The sequence below is a fragment of the Novosphingobium sp. Gsoil 351 genome (assembly GCF_009707465.1).
Taxonomy (GTDB): Bacteria; Pseudomonadota; Alphaproteobacteria; order Sphingomonadales; family Sphingomonadaceae; genus Novosphingobium.
Genome location: NZ_CP046120.1, coordinates 810,685 through 828,367, shown reverse-complemented (window position 1 = coordinate 828,367; position 17,683 = coordinate 810,685). Strand labels below are relative to the sequence as shown.

Annotated in this window: 16 protein-coding genes and 3 pseudogenes; 13 read left to right on the top strand and 6 right to left on the bottom strand. The window is 67.2% G+C overall.

The window, feature by feature from the left end; genetic code table 11:
• The first annotated feature begins 88 nt into the window (after window positions 1-88).
• From GKE62_RS03905 to GKE62_RS03895, 3 genes are read left to right on the top strand one after another with little or no spacing between them, the layout of a single operon-like run.
• Complete coding sequence (locus GKE62_RS03905) at window positions 89-625, top strand: squalene/phytoene synthase family protein (protein ID WP_154691094.1); 537 nt, start codon at window positions 89-91, stop codon at window positions 623-625.
• A gap of 31 nt (window positions 626-656) precedes the next feature.
• On the top strand, window positions 657-1,127 hold the full coding sequence (locus GKE62_RS03900; protein WP_154691093.1) for an EF-hand domain-containing protein: 471 nt from the start codon (window positions 657-659) through the stop codon (window positions 1,125-1,127).
• Between the two features lie 39 nt (window positions 1,128-1,166).
• Complete coding sequence (locus GKE62_RS03895) at window positions 1,167-1,976, top strand: Coq4 family protein (RefSeq protein ID WP_154691092.1); 810 nt, start codon at window positions 1,167-1,169, stop codon at window positions 1,974-1,976.
• Here the strand turns inward: GKE62_RS03895 and GKE62_RS03890 are convergent, their stop codons facing one another.
• The 4 genes and pseudogenes from GKE62_RS03890 to GKE62_RS03875 all read right to left on the bottom strand — a co-directional run bounded on the left by GKE62_RS03890 (window position 1,977) and on the right by GKE62_RS03875 (window position 6,277).
• Window positions 1,977-2,723, bottom strand: a complete 747-nt coding sequence (locus GKE62_RS03890) for a DUF72 domain-containing protein (protein WP_154693545.1) — start codon at window positions 2,721-2,723, stop codon at window positions 1,977-1,979.
• A pseudogene (gene purL, locus GKE62_RS03885) lies at window positions 2,723-4,950 on the bottom strand (phosphoribosylformylglycinamidine synthase subunit PurL). Before purL ends, GKE62_RS03890 begins: the two are co-directional and overlap by 1 nt.
• A gap of 264 nt (window positions 4,951-5,214) precedes the next feature.
• A complete protein-coding gene (locus tag GKE62_RS03880) occupies window positions 5,215-5,865 on the bottom strand; it encodes a hypothetical protein (protein ID WP_154691091.1) in 651 nt (216 codons plus the stop codon).
• Between the two features lie 4 nt (window positions 5,866-5,869).
• Window positions 5,870-6,277 (bottom strand): DUF2177 family protein, encoded by a 408-nt coding sequence (locus GKE62_RS03875; protein WP_154691090.1) that lies wholly within the window; start codon window positions 6,275-6,277, stop codon window positions 5,870-5,872.
• Window positions 6,278-6,369: 92 nt separating this feature from the next.
• On the opposite strand from GKE62_RS03875, the gene GKE62_RS03870 reads away from it, so the two are divergent.
• The 5 genes and pseudogenes from GKE62_RS03870 (at window position 6,370) to queA (ending at window position 9,966) form a co-directional block, all read left to right on the top strand.
• Window positions 6,370-6,639, top strand: a complete 270-nt coding sequence (locus tag GKE62_RS03870; RefSeq protein WP_154693544.1) for an exodeoxyribonuclease VII small subunit — start codon at window positions 6,370-6,372, stop codon at window positions 6,637-6,639.
• 5 nt (window positions 6,640-6,644) lie between these two features.
• On the top strand, window positions 6,645-7,553 hold the full coding sequence (locus GKE62_RS03865; protein ID WP_154693543.1) for a polyprenyl synthetase family protein: 909 nt from the start codon (window positions 6,645-6,647) through the stop codon (window positions 7,551-7,553).
• Window positions 7,554-8,063 (top strand): pantetheine-phosphate adenylyltransferase, encoded by a 510-nt coding sequence (coaD, locus tag GKE62_RS03860; protein ID WP_154691089.1) that lies wholly within the window; start codon window positions 7,554-7,556, stop codon window positions 8,061-8,063. It begins immediately after the preceding gene.
• Window positions 8,064-8,168: 105 nt separating this feature from the next.
• Complete coding sequence (locus GKE62_RS03855) at window positions 8,169-8,846, top strand: peptidylprolyl isomerase (protein WP_154691088.1); 678 nt, start codon at window positions 8,169-8,171, stop codon at window positions 8,844-8,846.
• A gap of 74 nt (window positions 8,847-8,920) precedes the next feature.
• Window positions 8,921-9,966: pseudogene (queA, locus tag GKE62_RS03850) on the top strand (tRNA preQ1(34) S-adenosylmethionine ribosyltransferase-isomerase QueA).
• Here the strand turns inward: queA and GKE62_RS03845 are convergent.
• Together GKE62_RS03845 and GKE62_RS03840 are read right to left on the bottom strand one after the other, a co-directional pair.
• On the bottom strand, window positions 9,915-11,051 hold the full coding sequence (locus tag GKE62_RS03845) for a mechanosensitive ion channel family protein (RefSeq protein WP_154691087.1): 1,137 nt from the start codon (window positions 11,049-11,051) through the stop codon (window positions 9,915-9,917). The pseudogene queA and the gene GKE62_RS03845 sit on opposite strands and share 52 nt — an antisense overlap.
• Window positions 11,052-11,082: 31 nt before the next feature.
• Window positions 11,083-11,646 (bottom strand): TetR/AcrR family transcriptional regulator, encoded by a 564-nt coding sequence (locus GKE62_RS03840; RefSeq protein WP_370516056.1) that lies wholly within the window; start codon window positions 11,644-11,646, stop codon window positions 11,083-11,085.
• 73 nt (window positions 11,647-11,719) lie between these two features.
• On the opposite strand from GKE62_RS03840, the gene GKE62_RS03835 reads away from it, so the two are divergent.
• The 5 genes and pseudogenes from GKE62_RS03835 to guaB all read left to right on the top strand — a co-directional run bounded on the left by GKE62_RS03835 (window position 11,720) and on the right by guaB (window position 17,608).
• On the top strand, window positions 11,720-13,150 hold the full coding sequence (locus GKE62_RS03835) for a carotenoid oxygenase family protein (RefSeq protein WP_154691085.1): 1,431 nt from the start codon (window positions 11,720-11,722) through the stop codon (window positions 13,148-13,150).
• 63 nt (window positions 13,151-13,213) lie between these two features.
• Window positions 13,214-14,159 (top strand): annotated as a pseudogene (locus GKE62_RS03830) (ABC transporter ATP-binding protein).
• Window positions 14,156-14,917: an ABC transporter permease gene (locus tag GKE62_RS03825; RefSeq protein ID WP_154691084.1), complete on the top strand. Its 762-nt coding sequence runs from the start codon at window positions 14,156-14,158 to the stop codon at window positions 14,915-14,917. The pseudogene GKE62_RS03830 and the gene GKE62_RS03825 overlap by 4 nt, the downstream one beginning before the upstream one ends.
• A gap of 17 nt (window positions 14,918-14,934) precedes the next feature.
• Window positions 14,935-16,074 (top strand): tRNA guanosine(34) transglycosylase Tgt, encoded by a 1,140-nt coding sequence (tgt, locus tag GKE62_RS03820; protein ID WP_154691083.1) that lies wholly within the window; start codon window positions 14,935-14,937, stop codon window positions 16,072-16,074.
• Between the two features lie 76 nt (window positions 16,075-16,150).
• Window positions 16,151-17,608, top strand: a complete 1,458-nt coding sequence (gene guaB, locus GKE62_RS03815; protein ID WP_154691082.1) for an IMP dehydrogenase — start codon at window positions 16,151-16,153, stop codon at window positions 17,606-17,608.
• Window positions 17,609-17,683 lie beyond the last annotated feature (75 nt).

The window sequence follows — 17,683 nt, the reverse complement described above, 5'->3', positions numbered from 1 at the left end:
GGTTAACGCCGTCTTTCAATCCACGGGGCTGATCGTGTCGTCGCAGAGCGCTGAAACTGGTGGAGTTTCGGGCGAATTACCACCGCCCATGCGGCTGGCGATAGCATATGCGCCGGGGCAGGCACGTTCGGCCTGGACCGCGCTGCTGGCGTTCGATCACCGCTTGTCCCGCGCCGTCGCCGGTGCCAGTTCGCCGCTGCTGGCGCAGCTCAAGCTCGCCTGGTGGCGCGACCGGATGCGGACCGCAGCGGCCACGTGGCCCGTTGGCGAACCGCTGCTCGCCGCGCTGACGGCGTTCGACGGCGAGCGCCCCGCGCTCGAAGCGTTGATCGACGGGTGGGAAGGGTTGGTCGGGGACGATGCCGACGAGAACGCGCTGGCCCGCCTGGTGGAAGCGCGCACCGGGGCGGTGGCGGCGCTTGCCCGGGTCATCGGGTGCCCGGTCGATGGGCTGGCGATCGCGGCATCAGCGCGACGCTGGACCATGCCCTGCGCGGCGATCGCGGTGCAGCGTCTGCCCCGCGCGCTGCGCCCGTTGCTGATCCTCGCCAATCTGCCACCAGCTGAGGAGGTGGGTGCGTTGGCGCTCCTGCGGATCGTCCGGCTTGGCATGTTCGGGCGTTAGGCTAATACTGCGGTGATGGGGGGGATCGGCGATGAACCGGATCGTGCTGGGTGCGCTGGCGGTGCTGCTGCTCGCCGCCGCTGGTGTGTTCTGGTTCGCCGGACGTGACGCGCTCGAAGCCGGGGCGCCACCGCCCGATCTGCTGGGCGAGGATGCCGGTCCGCCGGGCGATCCAAGCGCGCTGCCTTCGGCGAATGTGGCGGGCCTGCGCGGTCCCGCTCCGCCCGAGGCCAGCGAGATGAGCCGCGAGCAGCGCCGGTTTGCGCGCTTCGATCACAACGGCGACCGCCTGATCAGCCGCAACGAACTGCTCGCCACGCGCACGGCAGCGTTCAGGAAGCTCGACCTCGACGGCAACAATCTGCTCAGTTTCGAGGAATGGGCGGTGACCACCGCGAACCGCTTCAAGGGTGCGGACCGCGACGGCAACCTTCAGCTAACGCCGGAGGAATTTCGCGCCACCGCGCCCAAGCCGGCAGCCAAGCCGGCGTGTCGCTGCTGATATATTGACATTGATGTCAGTTATGCTAGGCGCGATTCCATGAACGCGCTCGTCCACGATTTCGCCCCCGCTGCCGACCGGGTTTTCGCCGATCCGCGCCGCACCAAGCTGCGTACGCGGCCGTTCAAGGCGCTCGGGCATTTCCGCCGCTTGCTCAAGGACAAGGAAAACACCGCCGAGGTGTTCGCCATCTTCGAGGCCCTTCCGCGGCGCGACTTCGTTCCCAGCGCAGAAGCGTTCATGGCCAGCGAACCGGCCGCGGGGATCTATCGGCAAGAGCCCGAACTGCCACCGATCCTCGACGATCATGCGGCCCTGCGCGCACTTGGCGCCGGCACCGTCGCCGCCGCCTATTGCGACTTCATGGAGCGCGAAGGGCTGAGCGCCGCAGGGCTGGTCGAGGAAGAGGCCAAATCGTGGGGCGATCGTCCGCGCTACGACGACGTCCTGTCGTGGTACGGCCGCCGTCACCGCGACACCCACGATCTGCTCCATGTCCTGACCGGCTATGGCCGCGACCCGCTGGGCGAGCAGTGCGTGCTGGCATTCACCTTCAGCCAGTCGCCCAGCCCCGCGCACCTTTTCATCGCCTATCTCGGTGGCTTGCATATCAAGCGCCAGACCAAGACCAAGGCCCCCGTACTGGCCGCGATCCGCGAGGGGCAGAAGCTGGGCAAGGCCTGCCCGCGCATTGCCGAAATGCCGATCCGCGAGCTGCTGGCGATGCCGCTGGACGAGGCGCGGCGGAAGCTCAACATCACGCCGGCGAAGCACTACGCCGAAGCACACCGGGTTTGGGCCCAGGAGGGGCAGGACCCCTACGAGCTGATGAAGCCGCAGACGGCCTGACTAGGTCTCGAGGCGCTTGATCAGCGCCTGCGCGGCGGCGGGGTTGCGAACTTTGGCCCCCGCGATGAAAAAGGCGAATACGTCGCGGCCGCCCGCCGCCCAGGCGCGCGCCTTCTCGGCCCATCCGTCCAGCGCCTTGGGCGGGTAGCCGGTGGCAACGCTCTCGACGCTGCGCTGGAGCCGGGTATACGCGAAGTCGGCCGTCGGCTCGTCGATGCAGGGGAATTCGTCGTCGTCGGCAAACACGATCGCCATGTTGCGGGCGCGGGCGAGCGCGTAGAACGCCGGATCGCGGAAGCTTTCATGGCGCGGCTCGAGCGCATGGCGCAGCGGGGTACCGTCCTGCTGGTCGGGGATGAGGTCGAGAAATCGGGCGAAATCGTCGCGATCGAAGCGCTTGGTCGCCGCGAACTGCCACAGGATCGGCCCGAGCCGATCGCCGAGTTCGGTAAAGCCCTGCTCGAGAAATGTCGTGATGGAATCCCCGCCGTCGGCCAGCACCTTGCGCGCGGTCGCATAGCGCGAAGCCTTGAGGCTGAACTTGAAGCCATCGGGCGCGGCCTTGGCCCAGTTGCGATAACTCTCCGGCTTCTGCCGCCCATAGAACGTCGCGTTGATCTCGATCGCGGTCAGATGCTGCGCGGCGTATTCCAGCTCGCGCTTCTGAGCTAAGGCCTCCGGATAAAACACCCCGCGCCACGGCTCATACGTCCACCCGCCGACGCCGACGCGGATGGTGCCCCGAATCACGCTTCCATCCACTCGCGGAAGAAGCGCTCGTTGGCGGCGCGAAGGTCGGCGAGGGGGGCGTCGAAGCCCGGACCACGGACGGCATTTCCGCCGATGTTGCCGATCACGGCGGCAAACACTCCGGCTGCCTTGGCCGCGGCGACGACCCCTCCCTCGTCGCCAGTCGCTACCAGATATCGCGCCTGATCTTCGCCGAACAAAACCGCTGCCGGATTGACCACGTCGGGCAAGGTCACTTCGATCCCGACGCCGCCCGCCAGCGCCATTTCCGCGATGGCAACCAGGGCGCCGCCGTCCGAGCAGTCGTGTACCGCGGTGGCGAGACCCAAATCGATCAGCGAACGGACGAATTCGCCATGGCGTCGCTCGATACCCAGATCGACAGCGGGGGGGCGCCCATCTCGCCGCCATGGCATTCCCGCAGCCACAACGATTGACCGACCTGGCTGTTGGTATGGCCGATCAGGATCAGCGTCTGGTCGGCTTTCAATCCGATCGTGGCCATCTTTTCATGATCATTCAGCAACCCCACGGCCCCGATAGCCGGGGTCGGCAAAATTGCGCTGCCGCCGCCGGTCGCCTTGCTCTCGTTGTAGAGCGAGACGTTTCCGCTCACGATTGGCATGTCGAGCGCGATGCAGGCCTCGCCCATTCCCTGGAGGCAGCCGACGATCTGGGCCATGATCTCGGGCCGCTGGGGGCTGCCGAAGTTGAGGCAGTTGGTCACCGCAAGCGGCTTCGCCCCGACCGCGCACAGGTTGCGATAGGCCTCGGCGATCGCCTGCTTGCCGCCTTCGACCGGGTCGGCGTAGCAATAGCGCGGGGTGCAGTCGGTCGTCATCGCCAGCGCCTTGGTGGTGCCGTGGATGCGCACCACCGCTGCGTCGCCTCCCGATTTCTGAAGCGTGTCGGCGCCGACCTGGCTGTCGTACTGCTCCCAGATCCAGCGGCGCGAGGCCAAGTCCGGGCAGGCCATCAGCTTGAGCAGGTCGGCGGCGATATCGTTGCTTTCGGGGATCTCCCCGAGCGGCTTGACCTGCGCCCACGCCTTGTAGTCCTCCTGGCTGAGATAGGGCCGGTCATAGAGCGGCGCGTCGTCAGCCAGCGGGCCAAGCGGGATGTCGCAGACCACCTCGCCGTCGAACTCGAGCACCATGTGGCCGGTGTCCGTAACCTCGCCGATCACCGCGAAGTCCAGCTCCCACTTCCTGAAGATCGCCTCGGCCATCGGCTCTTTGCCGGGCTTGAGCACCATCAGCATCCGCTCCTGGCTCTCGGACAGCATCATCTCGTAGGGGGTCATCCCCTCTTCGCGGCAGGGAACCGCGTTCATGTTGAGGCGGATGCCGGCCTCGCCCTTGCTCGCCATCTCTACGCTGGACGACGTCAGCCCCGCCGCGCCCATGTCCTGGATCGCGACGATGGCGTCCGTGGCCATCAGCTCGAGGCAGGCCTCGATCAGCAGCTTTTCGGTGAACGGATCGCCGACCTGGACGGTCGGGCGCTTCTCGTCCGAGTTCTCGTCGAATTCGGCGCTGGCCATCGTCGCGCCGTGGATGCCGTCGCGCCCGGTCTTGGAGCCGACGTAGACGATCGAGTTGCCGATGCCGGTCGCCGCCGAATAGAAGATCTTGGCCTGGTCGGCTACACCGACGGTCATCGCGTTGACCAGGATGTTGCCGTCGTAGGCCGGGTGGAAGTTGGTCTCGCCGCCCACCGTGGGCACGCCGACGCAGTTGCCGTAGCCGCCGATCCCCGCGACCACGCCCTGGACCAGATGCTTCATCTTCGGATGGTCGGGGCTGCCGAAGCGCAGCGCGTTGAGGTTGGCGATCGGCCGCGCGCCCATCGTGAAAACGTCGCGCAGGATGCCGCCCACGCCGGTCGCCGCCCCCTGGTAGGGCTCGATGTAGCTGGGGTGGTTGTGGCTCTCCATCTTGAAGATGCAGGCGAGTTTGGTGCCGTCCGGCCCGTCGCCGATGTCGATCACCCCGGCGTTCTCGCCCGGTCCGCAGATCACCCACGGCGCCTCGGTCGGAAGCTTCTTGAGGTGCAACCGCGAGGATTTGTAGCTGCAATGCTCGGACCACATCACCGAGAAGATGCCCAGCTCGACCATGTTCGGTTCGCGCCCCAGCGCATGAAGCACGCGGGCGTATTCGTCCTCGGAAAGCCCGTGGGCGGCGACGGTTTCGGGGGTGATCTGATCGGTGGCTTGTGGCATGCGCGCGCCCTTAGCGGGGCCTCGGAGCGAGCGCCAGCGGTTGGGCCGCGATAGCCGCGGATGGACCGCGGAACGCGAAGCGAATCTCTTCGGATTTTCTAGAATATCTCATCGTTTTCAGAATCTTACTGGAGCACTCGCGTCGAGCGATGTGACCTTTGCCGATCTAGCCGTGATCTTCGAGTTTCTCGAATCGGTGCCAGGAGTGATTCTGCGCGGCTTGGCCTATGCGAGATGGCGGCAAGCCGACTGTGTAGGAAAGCGCTAAGTGCCCACGGCGGTTCGGCGGATTCGGCCCAGCCACCCTGCGGCCAGCGTAGCCACGCCGTAAGCGAAGAACGCCAGAAAGGACGTTTCCGGCGTCACCTCGCGCGCCACCGGCCCGAACCAGTTCACCGCCTGGAGCGCGAGCAGAATCGCCGCCAGGACCATCGCGGGCAGCGCCGGGCCGCGAGTTCGCGCCAGGTAGAAGCCGAGCGCAGCGAACGTCAGCGACAATTCCAGGGGCATCTCGATTCCCGGGTGATTCCATAGCCCCAACCCCAACTTTGGGGACGATCCCGCCAGTGTCAGGTCGGGGCGGTGGACCAGCAGATCGAGCAGCCAGTGCGACAGCACTACCGAGCCCGCGATGCCCGCGGCGACCCGATCCCGTCGCCACAGCCAGATGAAAAGCGCGAACCCGGCCGCCCACACCGCGCTGCCCAGCAGGCTGTGCGTGTAGGGCATCTGATAAAGGTCCATCGGGTTCATCGCCGTGATCCCTGGCACCACGCGCATCTTCTCCGCGCCGGTCAGCAGCAGCGCGAAGAAGCCCCAGTCGACCAGTTGTCCGGCGACGAACAGCGTACCGAGTTTGGGCGCTCGCGGGTGAGCGGCGGCGGCGAGGGCAGGCGCCCAGTGACCTATGAGCATGGCCTCACCCCAACCGCGCCATCGCCCAGAAGCCCACCGCCGCCGCGACGGCGCTGGCGAACGCGCCCCAGGCGATGTCGATCAGCGTCACGTGCACCGGCCAGACCTTCATCGTCGCCTGGTTGGTCAGGTCGTAGGTGGCATAGCAGATCGCCCCGAACAGCGCGCCGTTGAGCGCCGCGATGCCGATCCCGCCCCCAAGGCCACTGGTGTGTCCCGCGCGCACCGCGAACCACACCAGCGCGGCGATGTAGAGCAAGTAGAACGCGATCGCCGGGGCGGGGCGGAAGCTGGGGGCGAGCAGCTCGCCCAGCGCGGGGCGATAGAGGTTCTTGCCGGCCCAGCCGAGCCACACCGCATCGAGCGCCCCGAACGACAGCCCCGCGGCAACGTATGCGATGATCCACTTCATGCCCCGGTCTCCTGATCACCCCTTGGCCAAGCGGGCGGGGCACAGGAGCCAGCTTGACCATGCCGCCATGCCTGGTCAATGCTGCCGCCGGTATGACCGAACAGCCCGACATCGCAGCCCAGGATATTTCCGGCCTGAACTTCGAAGACGCGCTCAGGGCGCTCGAGGATGTCGTGCGACGGCTCGAGAGCGGCGACACCCCGCTCGAGGAATCGATCGATCTCTATACCCACGGCAATCTGCTGCGCGCACATTGCCAGGCGCGGCTTGATGCGGCGCAGGCGCGGATCGAAGCGATCGTGACCGGCGCCGACGGCCAGCCCACCGGCCTGCGTCCGTTCGACGATACCGGCGCGCGGTGACGCTGGTGACGGCGGACGCTGCCGCATCCTCCGATCTGCGCGAGCCGCTCGAACGGATCGCGCGCGACATCGACGCCAGCTTCGATGCGCTGTTGCCGGTGCCCGCCGACCCGCGTGCGCGACTGGTCGAAGCGATGCGCTATGCCGCAATCGGCGGGGGCAAGCGGTTGCGCCCGTTGCTGCTGGTCGCCACCGCCGAAATGCACGCGGTCGATCGCGCTGCGGCGGTGCGGGTCGCCACCGCGATCGAGGCGATCCATATCTACTCGCTGATCCACGACGACCTGCCGTGCATGGACGATGACGCGCTGCGCCACGGCAAGCCGACCGTCCACCGCGCCTTCGACGAGGCGACCGCGGTGCTTGCGGGCGACGCACTTCATGCGATGGCGTTCGAAATCCTCGCCGACCCTGCCACCAGCGGCGATCCGTTCGTGCGGATCGAGCTGTGCCACGCGCTCGCCACCGCCAGCGGCGCGAGCGGCATGGCCGGTGGGCAGATGATGGACATGGTCGCCGAGCACGAGGTGTTCGACTTGCCGACGGTAACCCGGCTCCAGGCTCTCAAGACCGGCGCGTTGCTTGCGGCGGCGGTGGATATGGGGGCGATCCTGGGGCGGGTTCCCGTCGAGGGACGCCAGCACTTGCGCGGGTTCGCTCGAGATCTTGGCCTCGCTTTCCAGATCGTCGATGACATGCTCGATGCCGAGGGCGACGAGGCGGTGGCGGGCAAAGCGCTGCGCAAGGACGCCGACGCGGGCAAGCAGACGTTTCTCTCGCTACTTGGCGTCGAGCGCGCGCGCGAGCAGGCGACGATGCTGGTCGACCAGGCGATCGGGCAACTCGCCGGCTGCGGCGAGGAAGCCGGCATCCTGCGTGCGGTGGCGCGGTACGTTCTCGAGAGGGATCACTAGATGGCGGAACGGGTGGGGGTTTATCCGGGCACGTTCGATCCGATCACGCTCGGCCATATGGATATCATCGGCCGTGGGGCGAAGCTGGTCGACCGGCTGATCGTGGGGGTCACCACAAACATCGCCAAGTCGCCGATGTTCTCCGACGACGAGCGCATCGCGATGGTGCAACGCGAGGTCGCGGGGTTGGACGGGGATATTCGCGTCGTCGGTTTCAACTCGCTGCTGATGGACTTTGCCGAAAGTCAGGGCGCGGCCACGGTGATCCGCGGTATCCGCGGGGTCACCGATTTCGAGTACGAATACCAGCTCACCGGCATGAACCGTCAGATCAACGATCGGGTCGAGACGATCTTTCTGATGGCCGACGTCGCGCTCCAGCCGATCGCCAGCCGCCTGGTCAAGGAGATCGCCGTCTATGGCGGCGACATCGCGAAGTTCGTGACCCCAACGGTGCGCGACGAGGTCAATGCGCGGGTGCGTCAAAACGGGCTGCTGGGCAACCGCTGAACCCATCCTCGCACACCCCCCTTATTCATTGCGGGGACAGACGGTTCGCGGTATCGCGCCGCCGCCGGGACCACCCTCATTCCCGCGACGGAGCTCGAATACCTTATGCGTTTGCCCGTGCTGGCCGCCGCCGTTCTCGGCTTGGCCTTGATCGCCTCGCCCGTCGCCGCCAAGAAGAAGGAAGCGCTGGTCCCGCCGCCCGCCCCGATCGACATGACACTCGATGCCGATCCCACCCACGATCCCGAAAACGTGCTGGTGCTCGATCTTTCGAACGGCGGGCGCGTTGACATCCGGCTCAAGCCGCAATGGGCGCCTGCGCACGTCGAGCGGATCAAGACGCTGGCCGGGCAGGGGTTCTACAACGGGGTGATTTTCCACCGCGTGATCGATGGCTTCATGGCCCAGACCGGCGATCCCACGGGAACCGGGCAGGGCGGGTCGCCGCTGCCCGATCTCAAGGCCGAGTTCAACCCGGTGCCACACGTGCGCGGAACGGTGTCGATGGCGCGGACCAACGATCCCGACACCGCCAACAGCCAGTTCTTCATCATGTTCTACCCGCGCTTCGCGCTGGACAACAAGTACACCAACTTCGGCCGGGTGATCTCGGGAATGGAATACGTCGACGCGATCGTCCGCGGCGAGCCGCCGGCCAACCCGACGAAGATCGTCCAGGCCTCGCTCGCCAGCGAGAACAAGCCGCGACCGGTGATAGCGGCGGCTCCCGCAGTGGTCGCGGCGCCCTCGATCGATGAGCTGAACGCTTCCAAGTCGAACTGAACTTTCCCCTCCCCGGTGAGGGGAGAGGTGCTGGTTCACTCGACGCAATCGTACACGCTGCCTACAGGCGCCCCATGCGCGTCGATCTGTTCGATTTCGAGCTTCCCCCGAACGAATCGCGCTGCGCCCGGCGCGGCCGCGTGACGCGGCGCGGATGCTGGTGGTGCGACCCGGCCAGCTGAGCGATGCCGGGATCCGCGACTTGCCGGGCCTGCTGCGCCGCGGCGATGTGCTGGTGTTCAATGATACCCGGGTGATTCCCGCCCAGCTCGAAGGTCGGCGCGGCGCAGCGCGGATCGGGGCGACGCTCCACAAACGGATCGACTTGCGCCGCTGGCAGGCGTTCGTGCGCAACGGGCGGCGGCTGCGGGAAGGGGATACGATCGACTTTGCCGCGGGCGTGAGCGCCAGCGCCGATGCGCTTCACCCGGACGGCTCTTGGACCCTGGCGTTCGGCGGCGAGGAGCCGGTCGAGGTCTTGCTCGAACGCGCGGGGCGGATGCCACTACCGCCCTACATCGCGGGCAAACGCGCGACCGACGACGCCGACCGCGCGGACTACCAGACGATCTTCGCGCGCGAGGACGGCGCGGTCGCCGCGCCCACCGCCGCGCTGCACTTCACCCCCGCGCTTCTCGATGCGCTCGACGCCGCGGGGATCTCGCGCGAGACCCTGACGTTGCACGTCGGCGCGGGGACGTTCCTGCCGGTCAAGGCCGACGACACCGAAAACCATGCGATGCACGCCGAATGGGGCCAGATCGACGGCGCCACCGCCGCCCGCCTCAACGCCGCGCGCGAAGCCGGAGGACGGATCGTCGCGGTCGGCACCACCAGCCTGCGCCTGCTCGAAAGCGCGACGGGGGAAGACGGCGTCATCCAGCCGTTTGCGGGCGACACCGCGATCTTCATCACCCCTGGCTATCGCTTCCGCGCGATCGACGGGTTGATGACCAACTTCCACCTGCCGCGCTCGACGCTGTTCATGCTGGTCTCGGCGCTGATGGGGCTGGAGACGATGCAGGCGGCTTATGCCCACGCGATCGCCGCCGAATACCGCTTCTACAGCTATGGCGATGCTTCGCTGCTCTTGCCGGGCGCGGCGGGCGGTCCAGCGTAGGGCATGATCATCGTGCCGTCGGGTGCGGCGGTGTAGGTGGTCTGGGTGGGATAGGCGAACTCGATCCCGCGCTCGCGGAACGCGCGCAGCAGCCCCAATGCGACCGCCTGGTAGGCCGCCTTGGCCTCGGGCAGGTCGCCGACCTCGGCCTCGAACACCAGCTGGTAGTCGAGCGAGCTCGGCCCGAACGCGGCGAAGTTGGCGCGCACGAAGGTCTGTCCCGCGGCCTCGACCGTTTGCTGCATGATCGCCGGGATCGCCTCGGCCAGCTCGGGCGGGGTGTGGTAGACCACGCCGACGGCGATCTGCATCCGAAAGAACCGCTGGCCCGCCATGTTGGTCAGCTCCTGTTCGAGCAGTTTGGCGTTGGCGATGATCCGCAGCTCGCCAGTCAACGCGCGGATCCGGGTGGATTTGAGGCCGATCCGCTCGACATGGCCGGTGATCGGGCCCTCCTTGCCCTGATAGACGATCGTGTCGCCGACCCGGAACGGCTTGTCGAACAGGATCGAGAGCGCCGCGAATAAATCTCCGAAGATACCTTGCGCGGCGAGCCCGATGGCGATGCCGCCCACGCCCAGCCCGGCGACGAGGCCGGTGACGTTGACCCCCAGGTTGTCGAGCACGAAGATCAGCGCGATCGCGAACACCGCGAAGCTCACCAGCAGGCGGATGATCGCCATCGCGCTGGCTAGGCCCGAATCCTGGCCATTTTGCCCGGCGCGGTGCTCGATCAGCCCGAGCACGAACGTCCGCGCCCAGATCGCCGCCTGGAAGGTCGCGGCGACGATGAACACGAAGCCGATGGTCCTGCCGACCATTTCGGGGGCGTTGGCGTAACCCTGGACCAACCGCGCGGCGAGCGCGATCAGGAACCACAGGCGCGTCTTGCGGATCACCGCCGCGATCAGCGCGGGCCACGAACCGTCACCGCCAAGCCGCGCCGCGCCGCGCAGCAGCAGGTGCTTGAGCCCGGTGAACAGCAGCACCAGCAGCGCCCCGATCCCGATCGCCAGCGCGATCCGCAGCGCATGGCTCGAAAACCAGGCGATGGTGTCGAAATAGAGGGTGTCGAGTTCGGTCATGCCCGCCCTATCGGGAAATTCGCCGGGCGGCTCAAGGGCAGGCGGCGTCCTGGGCGAGCGCGGCGGCGGCGATCGTCGCGTCGATAAGGGCATCGTCGCGCGGGACACGGCCGTCGAGGATCAGCAGCGCGAGACCATGGACCAGCGCCCAGGCGCGCAACGCGACGATCCGCGCCAGGCGCTCGTCGCCATGGGCCAGTTCCAGCGCATGATCGTGGAGCAGGCTGGCGGCCCGGTCGTTACCGGGATCGCCGATTTCAAGGCCGGGATAGGTGAAGGTCAGCCGGAACAGCCCCGGGTTGGCCAGGGCGAAACGGACATAGGCCCGGCCGATCGCGGAAAACGCTGTAGCCCCGTTGCCGGTCGCGGCGGCGTCCTGCGCCTCGCCCAGGCGGCGCACGCCTTCCTGCGCCAAGGCGACCATCAGCGCGCGCTTGTCGGGGAAATGGCGGTAGACCGCGGTGGCGCTGACCCCGGCGGCGCGGGCGACTTCGCGCAGCGACAGCGCGTCGGCGTCAGCCTCCTCGATCAGGCGCAATCCCTCGGCAAGCAGCGCGGCGCGCAGGTCGCCGTGATGATATTTGCGTTCGGCCACTTTCGATGTTGACACTGTTGACTTCGCCCGCGATGATAACGCCGTAAACATTCTCTAAGAAAGGCGAGTCGGAATGGCAACCTCGTTCAAGGATGCGATCGTGGGCACGGTCGGCAAGGGCATCGAAGCCGTCGCCGGATTCAACCGCAGCCGGATGAAGGACGAGCATGACCACCCGTTCCTTTCGGGCATCCATCGCCCGATGGCGGAGGAGCTGACGCTGGCCGATCTTCGCGTCGAGGGTGCGATTCCCGCCGCACTCGACGGCAGCTACATGCGCACCGGACCCAACCCGTTCGCGCCTGACCCGGCGGGCTACCACTGGTTCGTCGGCGACGGCATGGTTCACGCGATCCGCCTCAAGGACGGCACGGCCGAGTACCGCAACCGCTGGGTCCGCTCGCATGACGTCGAGCGTCTCGGTGGACCCGCCGCCGCGCCCGGCCCGCGCCGGGGCCGAAGCGACAACGTGAACACCAACGTCGTCGGCATCGCCGGTCGGCCGATGGCGCTGGTCGAGGCGGGAAGCTATCCGGTCGGTTTCGACCATGCGCTCGACCGCCAGGAATACAGCAATTTCGGCGGCACCCTCGATGGCCCGTTCACCGCGCACCCGCACTACGATCCGGCGACGGGCGAGAACCACGCGATCACCTATGACGCGACCAATCCCAACGAGCTGCGCCACGTGGTGATCGATTCCGCCGGACGGGTGATTCGCGAGCTGGCGATCCCGGTGCAGAACGGCCCTTCGGTCCACGATTGCGCGCTGACCGAAAGGTACGTGGTGATCTTCGATCTGCCGGTGACGTTCTCGATGAAGGCGCTGCTCAGCGGTTTCCGCTTCCCCTACCGCTGGAACCGCGAACACAAGGCGCGTGTCGGCCTGCTCCCGCGCAGCGGCGCCGCCGAAGACGTCATCTGGTGCGCGGTCGATCCGGCCTATGTGTTCCACGTCTCCAACAGCTTTGAGGATGCCCGGGGCCGGGTGGTGATCGACGTCTGCCCGTATGAGACCATGTTCGACGGCGGCATGAAGGGCCCCAACGGGCGCAGCCAGGGACTAGAGCGGTGGACCGCCGATCCCGCGACGCGCACCGTCGCGCGGCGCACCATCGACGCCGCGCCACAGGAATTCCCGCGTCCCGACGAACGCTTCTTCGCCCGCGACTATCGCTATGCCTGGTCGCTCGCGCTGCCCGAGACCGAGCACCCCGGTTTCGTCTCCGACACCCGCCTGTTCGCGCACGATCTGGTCACCGGGGCGAAGCAGGTGCGCGATTTCGGCGAAGGCCGCTATCCCGGCGAGTTCGTGTTCGTCCCCCGCGCCGACGACGCGCCGGAAGGCGATGGCTGGCTGATGGGCCTGGTGATCGACGCGGCGCGCGAGGCGACCGAACTGGTGATCCTCGACACCCACGATTTCACCGGAACGCCGGTTGCCACCGTCCACCTGCCCCACCGGATCCCGCCGGGCTTCCACGGCAACTGGATTCCTGCCTGAACACTCAATTCTGACGCTAATCGAGGCTGGACAGCGACACCACGCTCCGCGAAACGGGGCGCAGTGTCCGAACCGATCCTCTCAATCTCAGGGCTGAGCAAGCAGTACGCCGGAGGCACGGTGGCGCTGGATCATGTCGATCTCTCCATCCGCAAGGGCGAAATCTTTGCGCTGCTCGGCCCCAATGGCGCGGGCAAGACCACGCTGATCGGCGCGGTTTGTGGATTGGTCCGCCCGACCGGCGGTACGATCTCGGCTTTCGGCGAGGACATGTCGCGCCACTGGCGGACCCTGCGCCGCCGGATCGGCCTGGTCCCGCAGGAACTCGGCTTCGACATGTTCGCGCGCGTCGATCGCGCGGTCGAGTATTCACGCGGGATGTTCGGCTGCGCGCCGGACCCACAGCGGATCGAAGAGGTGCTCCGCTCGCTCAGCCTGTGGGACAAGCGCCACAGCCAAATTCGCGCGCTGTCGGGCGGCATGAAGCGACGGGTCATGATCGCCAAGGCGCTGAGCCACGATCCCGAGCTGCTGTTCCTCGACGAGCCCACCGCCGGAGTCGATGTCGAGCTACGCCGCGACATGTGGCGCCAGATCGGCGAGCTGCGGGACCGCGGGGTCACCGTCGTGCTCACCACCCACTACATCGAGGAGGCCCAGGAGATGGCCGACCGGGTAGGGGTGATCAACAAGGGCAAGCTGCTGCTGGTCGACGACAAAACCGCGATCATGGCTCGGCTCCGGGCGCACCGAGGCGCGGATCGCATTAGCCGAGCCGCAGCGCGAAATTCCCGGTTGGCTTGGCGCCTATCCGCTGTCGATGGATCAAGACGGTCGCACGCTCGTCTATCGCGGCGGTGACGGTTCCGGCAAAGGCAAGCGCGAGATCGCGGACTTGCTGCGCTTGCTGGTGCAGAACGGGGTTGCTTTCGAGGGCGTGGAGACCCGCGAGTCCTCGCTCGAGGACATCTTCGTCGATCTCGTCGAGAACAAGCTTCAACCGGCATGAACCTTCGCAGCGCCATCGCCATCTTCCGCAACGAGGTCGCCCGGTTCTTCCGCACCGCGTTCGGCTCGATCCTTTCGCCGGTGCTGACGACCTCGCTGTACTTCGTTGTGTTCGGTGCGGCGATCGGCGGGCGCATCCCGGAGATAAACGGGGTGTCCTATGGCGCGTTCATCGTGCCCGGGCTGTTGATGCTGACGCTGCTGGGCGAGACCACCTCGAACGCCAGCTTCGGGATATACATGCCCAAGTTCACGGGCGCGATCTATGAACTGCTGAGCGCGCCGGTGGGCGTGCTGGAGACGCTGATCGGGTTCGTCGGCGCTGCCATCCTCAAGTCGCTGGTCATCGCCTCCATCATCCTGGCCACCGCGCTGCTGTTTGTGGACTACACGATCGTCCATCCGCTCTACGCGTTCGGCTACGTCATGCTGGTCGCGTCGGCTTTTGCGCTGTTCGGGTTCATCCTCGGGCTGTGGGCCGACGGGTTCGAAAAGCTTCAGATCGTGCCGATGCTGATCCTCACCCCGCTGACGTTCCTGGGAGGCACGTTCTATTCGGTGCAGATGCTGGCCGAACCGTGGCGCACGATCGCCCAGTTCAATCCGATCTTCTACCTGATCAACGGCCTGCGCTGGACCTTCACCGGATCCTCCGACGTGCCGATTGCGCTGTCGTTGGCATGCACGGTGGGGTTCGAGGTACTGTGCATCGCGGTGATCGCCTACATCTTCAAGACGGGCTGGCGGCTGCGCGACTGAGCGGGTAGCGGGCGGGCGTGACCCGCTTCGCCTTCTCAATCGCCGCCACCGACGGCAAGGCCCGCACCGGCAGCATCCGAATGCGGCGCGGCAAAATCCGCACGCCCGCGTTCATGCCCGTCGGCACTGCGGCCACGGTCAAGGCGATGAAGCCCGAGGCGGTGCGCGCGACCGGGGCCGACGTCATCCTCGGCAACACCTACCACCTGATGCTCCGCCCCGGCGCCGAACGGGTGGCGCGGCTGGGCGGGCTGCACCGGTTCATGAACTGGGATCGTCCGATCCTTACCGACAGCGGCGGCTATCAGGTCATGAGCCTGTCCGCGCTGCGCAAGATCTCCGAGGAAGGGGTGAGTTTCGCCAGCCACCTGGACGGCAGCCGCCACATGCTCAGCCCCGAACGCTCGATGGAAATCCAGCGGCTGCTCGGCAGCGACATCGTCATGGCGTTCGACGAATGTCCCAAGGCCGACCGCCCGCGCGACGAGATCGCGCGGTCGATGGAATTGAGCATGCGCTGGGCGTTGCGCAGCCGCGAGGCGTTCGATGCGGGCGAGGATCATGCTGCCGGAGCGGCCCTGTTCGGCATCCAGCAAGGCGCGCTCGACGAAGGTCTGCGCCGCGCCAGCGCCGAGGTGCTGACCGGCATCGGCTTCGACGGCTACGCGGTGGGCGGACTGGCGGTGGGCGAGGGGCAGGCGGCGATGTTCGCCACGCTCGATTTCTCCGCGCCGATGCTCCCCGCGGACCGCCCTCGCTACCTGATGGGGGTCGGCAAGCCCGACGACCTCGTCGGTGCGGTGGCGCGGGGCATCGACATGTTCGATTGTGTCCTGCCGACCCGTTCGGGCCGCAACGGGCAGGCGTTCACCTGGGCGGGCCCGCTCAACTTGCGCAACGCCAGGCACGCCGAGGATGCCAGCCCGCTCGACCAGCGCTGCGCGTGTCCGGCCTGCGCGCACTATTCGCGCGCCTATCTCCACCACCTCCACAAATCGGGCGAGATGCTCGGCGCGATGCTGACCACCGAGCACAACCTGTGGTTCTACCAGGCGCTGATGGCCGCGATGCGCGAGGCGATCGGGGACGGCCGGTTTGCGGAGTTCGCGCGGGAATTCGACCAAGGCTACAATTCCCCTCCCGCCCACTCCCCCTAGCCCCCGTCACAAACCGTCGTTACATGGGCCGCCACGAATCGCCCCGCGCGGGCCAGAACAGAAAGTGGCGCGCTTCATGGATATTCCGCTCGGCCTGACCTTCGACGACGTCCTCCTGCGTCCGGCCGAAAGCGATGTCCTGCCCACCACCGCCGACGTCCGCTCGCGCCTGACCCGCGGGATCACGCTCAACATCCCGGTGCTGTCGAGCGCGATGGATACGGTTACGGAGGCGGACATGGCTATCGTCATGGCGCAGATGGGCGGGATCGGGGTGCTGCATCGCAACCTGACCATCGCCGAGCAGGTCGCCGCGGTGCGCGCGGTGAAGCGCTTCGAGAGCGGGATGGTGGTCAACCCGATCACGATCCGCCCCGACGCCACGCTGGGCGAGGCGCAGTCGGTGATGGCGCTCAACAAGATCAGCGGGATCCCGGTGGTCGAGGCCTCGGGCAAGCTCGTCGGCATCCTCACCAACCGCGACGTTCGCTTCGCCGCCAACCCGGCGCAGCAGATCAGCGAGCTGATGACCCACGAGAACCTGGCCACCGTCCGCCCCGGGGTCAGCCAGGATGAAGCCCAGCGCCTGTTCCACCAGCGGCGGATCGAAAAGCTGCTGGTGGTCGACGACGAATTCCGCTGCGTCGGGCTGATCACGGTCAAGGACATGGACAAGGCGGTGACCTATCCCGACGCGACCAAGGACGCGGGCGGCCGGTTGCGCGTCGCTGCGGCGACCACCGTGGGCGACAAGGGATTCGAGCGCACCGCCGCGTTGCTCGAGGCCGAATGCGACGTGATCGTCATCGACACCGCGCACGGGCACAACAAGGACGTCGCGCGCGCGGTCGAGCGGGTCAAGCGGCTGTCCAACTCGGCCCAGGTCATCGCCGGCAACGTCGCCACCGCCGAGGCGACCCGCGCGCTGATCGACGCAGGCGCCGACGGGATTAAGGTCGGCATCGGTCCCGGGTCGATCTGCACCACGCGGATCGTCGCCGGCGTCGGCGTGCCCCAGCTCACCGCGGTGATGGACAGCGCCAGCGAAGCCGCCAAGCACAGTGTTCCGGTGATCGCCGACGGCGGCCTGCGCAGCTCGGGCGACGCGGCCAAGGCGCTCGCCGCCGGGGCCAGCAGCGTGATGATCGGCTCGATGCTCGCGGGGACCGAGGAAGCGCCCGGCGACACCTTCCTCTACCAGGGCCGCGCCTACAAATCGTATCGCGGGATGGGTTCGGTCGGAGCGATGGGCCGGGGCTCTGCCGATCGCTATTTTCAAGGCGATATCAAGGACTCGCTCAAGCTTGTTCCCGAAGGAATCGAAGGCCAGGTGTCCTACAAGGGGCCCGCCAAGGATGTGCTTCATCAGCTTGTCGGCGGGGTAAAGGCGGCTATGGGCTATACCGGCGCAGCCACGCTCGACGAGCTGCGGACGCGCGCCCAGTTCATCCGCATCACCGGCGCGGGCCTCAGCGAAAGCCACGTCCACGACGTGACGATCACCCGCGAAGCCCCGAACTACCAGTCGCGGTGACGTCGGTTCCGCGTATCTCGACTTCGCTCGTCACGAGCGGACCTCACAAGATGAGTTTGCCCAACCCGCTCATGT